The organism is Dethiosulfovibrio salsuginis (assembly GCF_900177735.1).
In the GTDB taxonomy this organism is placed as follows: Bacteria; Synergistota; Synergistia; order Synergistales; family Dethiosulfovibrionaceae; genus Dethiosulfovibrio; species Dethiosulfovibrio salsuginis.
Map to the genome: position 1 here is coordinate 7326 of NZ_FXBB01000052.1, position 7341 is coordinate 14666.

Here is a 7341-nt window from a genome sequence, read left to right on the forward strand (position 1 = left end):
AGCAGCAGCACACAACGAAAACCCCGAGATCATCGCGACACTCATAAAGGCTGGGGCTGATATCGAGGCAAAAAAGACAAGTGACGAGACTCCGCTCCATGAAGCAGCAGCGTGGAACGAAAATCCCGAGATCGTCGCGACACTCATAAAGGCTGGGGCTGATATCGAGGCAAAAGACACAAGTGACGAGACTCTGCTCCATAGAGCAGCAGCACACAACGAAAACCCCGAGATTATCGCGATGCTTATAGAGGCTGGGGCTGATATCGAGGCAAAAAATATATATAAAGGGACTCCGCTCCATGTAGCAGCAGCACACAACGAAAACCCCGAGATCGTCGCGACACTCATAAAGGCTGGGGCTGATATCGAGGCAAAAGACACATTTGACAGGAATCCGCTCCATGAAGCAGCAAGATGGAACGAAAACCCCGAGATTATCGCGATGCTTATAGAGGCTGGGGCTGACGTTAATGCAAAGAGTTATGACGGCAAAAAGCCACTATATGGCGCTAAAGAAAATGAGAATAGAGACAAATCCAAAACAATTTCCATAATAAACATTATAAATAAAAATAATAATTTAATAAAAAAGACAAGAGCCCTGTTTACAGAAAAAAATAGCATACCAACAAAAACAAGGTTTAAATTAATTTCAATCAATATTCTCGTCGCTATCTGCATCGGACTTACTATAGACTATATACCTTCTTTTCTGAAGGGCATTTTAAGCCTTTTGATCTTAAGTCACCTTGCATACCAAGTTACAATGATAAACATAAAATACATCTCAGAAAAATCGACAACTACAAAAAGAAGACTTGCGTCAATGGGAATAGATTTTATTTTACTTTTTTTTGTAGCTATAGTTTCAGATTACATACCAGAATCTATCGAGACAGTTATGGCATTCATTATCTCCGTACATTTTATCTATCAGCTATTTGCAATAATCATAGGCTTTTTTAAGAAAAAACTAAAAAAATAGAGAAGTATAGGAGGACTTAGTATGGCATCGCTTTGGGATGAAGCTGACGCAGCAACTATCGAGGAAATACATAAAAATCGCTATCTAGAACAACCTAAGACAGGGCTACAGTTGATATCCCGTCTCATATCAAAAGGCGATAGAGCAGAAGAAATATCCATGCCCTTAAAGGAGCTAAATAAGTTCATAAACTACGATTTTGTAGACCTTTGCAAACTGGAAAGCATTCCCAACGAGACAGAGCTATTCAAAAAGATAGACAAGGCCCTTATGGATCTAGAGGACACAGCAGAGTTTCCAGCTCTAGCAAATAAAAACGTTGTCGCAGTAGCAGGAGGCTTCAGTGCCGGAAAATCAAGGTTTATAAACTCTCTCTTGAGAGAGGAGCTTCTTCCGACGGATCCTAGGCCTACTACGGTTATTCCGACCTATATAGTATCGGCTAAAGATGATGAGTCTCTCTACGCCCTCAACACGTTTAAAAATAAGGTCTCTCTCGACAGGGAGGCCATCTCCGCTATAAGCCATGAGTTTAACCGAGCCTATGGCATCGGATTTAGCCATATCGTTGACGTAATGATGATGGAGTCACCAGCTTTCAACTATGTCAACATAGCCTTGCTGGATACACCAGGCTATAGCAACTCAGATTCACTGGAGCGAGGAGACAACACCGACGAAAAAAAAGCTCTAGAACACCTCCGACACGTAGATCACCTGATATGGGTTTTAGATATAAACAAAGGCACTCTCCCTGAGTCGGATATAGCTTTCTTAAAGCAGCTATCCCTCTCCAGTGCTAAACCTATTTTTCTCATTCTCAACAAAGCTGATCTAAAGATAAAATCGGATATAGAAAATATAATGAAGGTGGTCAGAGATAGACTCAACCAGGCATCAATCCCCTGTGCGGGAGTAGTTGCCTATAGCTCCCAGATCGATCCTCACGAAATACTTGGAGATAGCTTGATAGACTACCTAAGTAGCGTCAATTCAAAGCAAAAATACGCTAGACTAAGTCGCGGTTTTGACCAAGTATTCGATGAAATAACAACCTATATTCGCAAGGAAACAGAGCGGCGCTTAAGCATAATCAAGTCACTCAACATAACTATAATCAAAGGCGATGGTAATCTACCAGAAGAAGACCTACAAACATTAAAAGACTCAGCAAAAACTCTTCGTAAGGGAACCGAGTCTACCCAATCTTTGATACAAAAGTTTTCCAAGCTCCGCCATCAAATGGACGAAAAAATAAACGCCGTACTGAGCTATATCTCCGTAGACGACGAGAGAAAAAAAGATGAGACTTCAGGGATATACTCTGAAATAATTACCCGAGACCAGAACCTACTGGTAGATCTGGACAGCGATCGAAAAAAAGAAGGAACAGTTGTCAGATCCGATGCGTTTGGAGTTTACATTGACATAGGTTCAAGTGAAAAAATAATGCTTCACAAGTCCGAAATACATAAAACCTACTCCAATCACATCAAAGACATCTTTCCCCTCGGTGGGCAATGCACCGTAAAAATAAATTCGGTTGATTATTTCAAGGGCGTAATCAAAATGATCGTAACCCCAAAGGGAGATGAATCTTAGACATGGATAGAATCGAACTGTCAAAAAATGTAAGCGGGCTTATCTCTGAACTATCTCCATACAGAAGTTTCGTAGAACAGGAGCTCACAAAGATAGAGTCGTTGACGGAGGATCTTCATTCCGATATAGAACAGGCAGCCAAAGAGGGACGAAAACTTCGTATAGGAGTAGTAGGGCAGGTTAAATCTGGCAAGTCATCTTTCCTCAACGCACTGATATTTGGAGGGACTGGCATCCTCCCAAAAGCAGCTACCCCAATGACCGCTGCCCTTACGGTCATAGAACATGCTCCCAATATAAAGGCGACTATCGAGTTCTATACAAAAGAGGACTGGGATACCATAGAGAAAGCAGCGAGAGATTGGGATATTCAGGCTAAAGATATAGAGAAAAGAATGCTGGAGGCCCCGAGCTCTCCTTTCGGGAGTAAAGACGCCCCCGTAACAAAAGAGCAAATTAAGGCAGCTATAGATAGGGAGATACCCGATGACATAAAGGCATCAAAAGAACTAGTTGATATGGCACAGAGATCCAATATAGACCTAAAAGCCCATCTAGGACAGAAGGAGGAGTTGATCGGTTTATCCTCACTGGAGGATCTAATGGGCAAGCTTCAGGAGTATGTAGGATCAAACGGCCGATTCACCCCGATAGTCAGAAACACCACTATATCTTCTAATGTCCCAGAGATGGAAGGAATAGAGATAGTTGATACCCCTGGCATTAACGACCCTGTAATTTCAAGAGGCAGATTGACAAAAAAAAGAATAGGAGAGTGCGACGTTGTATTCGTCCTTAGTCAGTGCAGTCAGTTTATAGACAGCGTCGATCTTGAGCTCCTTGTACAGAACCTACCTGCTAAAGGCATCAGTAAAATCATATTGATTGGAAGCCAGGTGGACGCAACTCTAATAGGAGAAAAGCAAAAGCACTCTTCATTGCCTAAACTAATGAAGGGAGTTGTCTCTGGTCTCGAGAAGAGAGTTGAAGATCTTCTAGAAAATCTGATTAAGAAGAGCAGAAACGAAGAAGAAAGAGAAATTTTAATGAATATCAAGGCTAATCCGCCTGTTTTTGTATCATCTATGGCCTATGCAATGTCAGTACACTTTGATTATATGGACGAGGAGGAAGCCCATTTCCTCCAGCTATATAACAACCTATACCCCGACAAGTATTCTTTTGATAGAACCTTGCTGGAGGATTTTTCCAACATATCAAGAACAAGAGCTATTTTAGAAGAAGTAAAATCAGAAAAAGATGAAATTCTAGCAAATAGGCTAATGGATATTGAAAAAGGGGCATCAGTCGCATTCACATCAAACCTCAATAATTTAATTGAAAAAACAGAGATAATGTATAAAAAAATCAAAACAAATGACATAGCAACACTGGAGAAGCAGTCTATGGAGATAACCAACCGTCTAAAAAGAGGCAGAAATCATATAGAGAATGCCTTTGATGATGCCATTACAGGTTTAAATAAAAAAATGGAAATACTAAAAACGGAGATAAAAGAGATATCCTTAGAATATAAAAAAATAGAAACAAAGGAAAATACAAGAACTGAAGAATACAAAGTAAATGCATTAAAGTGGTGGAATCCCTTCTCCTGGTGGAACAGTTCTAAAACTGAACAACGAGAAATAGTTAGTCGATATGCAAATATCCATGATGCAGTAGAACAAGTTGAATGTTTTGCCATCACGACAGAGAAAAGGATTAAAGAAGAGATGGCAAATATCATAGATCTTCCTAAAATGCAAAACAGCATTAACAATGGAGTGATCAAACTTTTCGACATGAGTGATACGTCTTTCGATCCTGACGATATACTCTTTCCCCTTAAAAAAACTATCAACTCAATATCTATTCCATCTATCGACTTTGGTGATAACGATTATGGAGGAAAAATATCTTCTCAGTTCAGCGGAGATAAAGTAGAGGACTCCAATATAGATTCGCTAATAAAAGCTCAGAAAAATGCCATTGCGGAAGTTTTAGGTGACATGAGCTCAGCGGTAGAATCAAAAGCAGAAGAAATATCATCCACTCTAAAAAAGCACAGAGACAGCTTTCTAGAGAATATACTTGCCAATATAGAGAAAGATTTAGAAGAGACCAGAAGAGCTCTTCAAGAAAAGAACAAAACCCTTGAAGCCATCGAAAATATTTCTAACATCGTTAGGACATATATATGATAAGGTGCTGGTCACGGTCCAGCCTACAGCTCTGGTTCATGTCCTAAACACCGCAGCAATCGTATCCATAGATCATCTTCACATCGTGAAATAAGTTACTTGCTTCCGATCTAGCTCAAAAACCCCTACCTACGGTGGAGGAGGAAGAGGAGACATACCCTAAAAAGGCAAGAGCAGGAACCTCCTGGATAGATTGTGAACCACAAGGAGGAGGTTCTGCTCTACGCCAGGGATTTTTCGATCCCCTTCGAGCGTAGCTAAAAAACGCTCATAATATCATCGATCATTTGATTCTCTATATTGTCACCTAAATTAGGCTTCCGGGCCTCATATTTATGAGCCTTTATGGAAGGAATGGAGACAGTGTTTCCGAACATATCTTTGATATCTACAAGCCCTTCGTAAGTTCCCTGAACGACAAAAAGATCTTTTTTAAGAGCTCTTACCCTTTCTCCAACCTTGACGTAAACTGGATCTTCGATATAGCCAATATAGGGCTCTCTTCGAGTGTTTATTAACAAATTTTTCCCTATGACCTGAGACACCTCTCCTCTGACAATGACTCTAGTTCCTTTGGGATAGTCCTCAAAGACAGCTTTTCTGTAGTTAATAAGTTCATATGTCGGAGTGGGCTTTTTACCCAATATCTTGAGAATTCCTTCATTCTGTCCACTAGCTATTGCGTAATCCAGCGCGGTTTTACCTTCCCGGTCTTTTATCGTCATATCTGCTCCGAGAGCAATAAGGGTCGTTATCATCTCATGGTCGTAGGCATGTTGAGATGCTCGAATTAGGGCTGTTCTCCCTTCGTTATCCACTGCATTTACCTTTGCTCCTCCCCGAACAAGACTTCTTAACACCTCAGGAGAGCCACAAGGAGAAGTCACTGAGTTTATAAGAGGAGTAGCTCCACCTCCATCTCGTCTATCCACTTCTGCTCCCGCTTTTATAAGGACATCAAAAACCTTGGGATTTCCGTTACTCATAGCAGCATGCATAAAAGCCGTAAATCCTTGATCATCTTTTTCATCCACAGGAAGACCTAGATCCAAAAAAAACCTCACAGTTTCTGCGTCTGACCTGCTTGCAGCAGCCATCAGAATTGTAGCACCGCTATCGTTCTTTATTCTTGGATCAGCTCCATTTTCCAGAAGTTCCTTAATTAAACCAAAATTGCCTACAATATGAGCTGCATACTGTAGAACGGTGTTTCCCATAGGATCTCTGTAATTGATATCCGCTCCGTTTTTGACGAGCACAGGGATTAGCGAAGGATTACCATGACTTGCCATAGAACCAAGGGTATACATCAATACACTCTTACCGTTATAGTCCTTAGCATTAACATCTGCACCAGATTCAATGATAAGGCTTGTGCTTTCGAGCTCCATATCATTCAATGCAAAATACATCAGAGGGGTCATCCCTTCAGCGTCTCGATAATTAATATCCGCTCCCGCCTCTATAAGAATGGAAATAATCTCTGGCCTGTTATATCCTGCAAGAGCTATCAATGGGGTTATTTCGTCCCCAGCGTTTACATTTGCCCCTTTTTTGATGGCCTCTAAAACCTGCTTAGGAGAACCATGCTTGCATAGAGATATAAAATCCCCATCTGCCGCAGCTTTATAGCAGAAAGAACTGCTAGCCAACACAAACAACATTATAAAACATATTTTTTTAAACATAAAAGACACCCTTTCTTGTTAAAAACATACACAATTCAATGTCGTTGCCTTTTTCAGTGGATAAAGGAAAGGAGCACTAGAGAAAACCTCTAAGTGCTCCCTGGAGTTAACGCAGGAGCTATTAAAAAAGGATCTAAGGGGTTAATATCAAATTGCAATCAAAAAGGCTAAGAGCTCCCACCTCGAAAATCTGGCTCCCCCTATAGACCCCCTTCACGATAATACGATCTCTTTTGTTAAGCTCTAGCAATGCATCTAGTTGATCTATAGAAAAATGGCACGAAATATAGCTAAAGGGATTATCCCTTCCCTTACTTCCTACTAGGTCAATCACGATAGATTTGTCGCTTCCCTTGCCCTCTTCCTCTATGGACCCTACATGCCCAACAACGTCAATAAACTTATCCTTGTATTTTTTCTCAAAACGGAGTTTATTTTTGCCTATCTCAGAAATCAAGAACGAGGCATCCAAAGCCTCCTCCTGATCTGTAGCTAGACCTGGAGGTGCAACCATAAAGACCATGACGCAAGCCAGGCAAACAGCGATCCAACCGTAAGCGTCAAAGCTAGCAGTACCTCGTAGCATCATCATCGGCGTGAGATAATCGCCCCACGATGAAGACTGAAGGGAACTCAATCAGTACGGGGGTGGTAGACCAATGATGACGAACCAAGAAGCTAAGCTAGCAGAGACCTTAAAGATCTGGACAGATCATATCAATGACTGTCGGTCCAGCGGAATGACCGTAAGGGCCTGGTGCAAATCCAAGGGAATCCACGTTCATACCTATTATTACCGCCAAAACCAGGTCCGCAAAGCTGCCTGCAAAGAGGCGCAACAGCAGGAGCGTAAGACATCGGT

The 7341-nt window shown here is 41.3% G+C and carries 6 protein-coding genes; 4 read left to right on the forward strand and 2 right to left on the reverse strand.

Features of this window, described 5'->3' with window-relative positions; all coding sequences use genetic code 11:
• From B9Y55_RS12395 to B9Y55_RS12405, 3 genes are all read left to right on the forward strand, one after another.
• The coding region (locus B9Y55_RS12395) for an ankyrin repeat domain-containing protein (RefSeq protein ID WP_200806682.1) at positions 1-988 on the forward strand (988 nt) is incomplete at its 5' end.
• Positions 989-1009: 21 nt separating this feature from the next.
• Entirely contained in the window at positions 1010-2590 is a 1581-nt protein-coding gene (locus B9Y55_RS12400) for a dynamin family protein (protein ID WP_085545663.1), read from the forward strand.
• A gap of 2 nt (positions 2591-2592) precedes the next feature.
• Positions 2593-4791 carry a dynamin family protein gene (locus tag B9Y55_RS12405; protein WP_085545664.1) on the forward strand — a complete coding sequence of 733 codons (2199 nt, stop codon included), beginning with the start codon at positions 2593-2595 and terminating at the stop codon, positions 4789-4791.
• 257 nt (positions 4792-5048) lie between these two features.
• Here B9Y55_RS12405 and B9Y55_RS12410 read toward each other — a convergent pair whose 3' ends face one another.
• Both B9Y55_RS12410 and B9Y55_RS12415 read right to left on the reverse strand, forming a co-directional pair.
• Entirely contained in the window at positions 5049-6479 is a 1431-nt protein-coding gene (locus B9Y55_RS12410; RefSeq protein WP_085545665.1) for an ankyrin repeat domain-containing protein, read from the reverse strand.
• Between the two features lie 133 nt (positions 6480-6612).
• Positions 6613-7002: an OB-fold protein gene (locus B9Y55_RS12415; protein WP_159448355.1), complete on the reverse strand. Its 390-nt coding sequence runs from the start codon at positions 7000-7002 to the stop codon at positions 6613-6615.
• 136 nt (positions 7003-7138) lie between these two features.
• Here B9Y55_RS12415 and tnpA point away from each other — a divergent pair.
• On the forward strand, positions 7139-7341 hold a 203-nt coding region (gene tnpA, locus B9Y55_RS13540; protein ID WP_407641451.1), incomplete at its 3' end, for an IS66 family insertion sequence element accessory protein TnpA.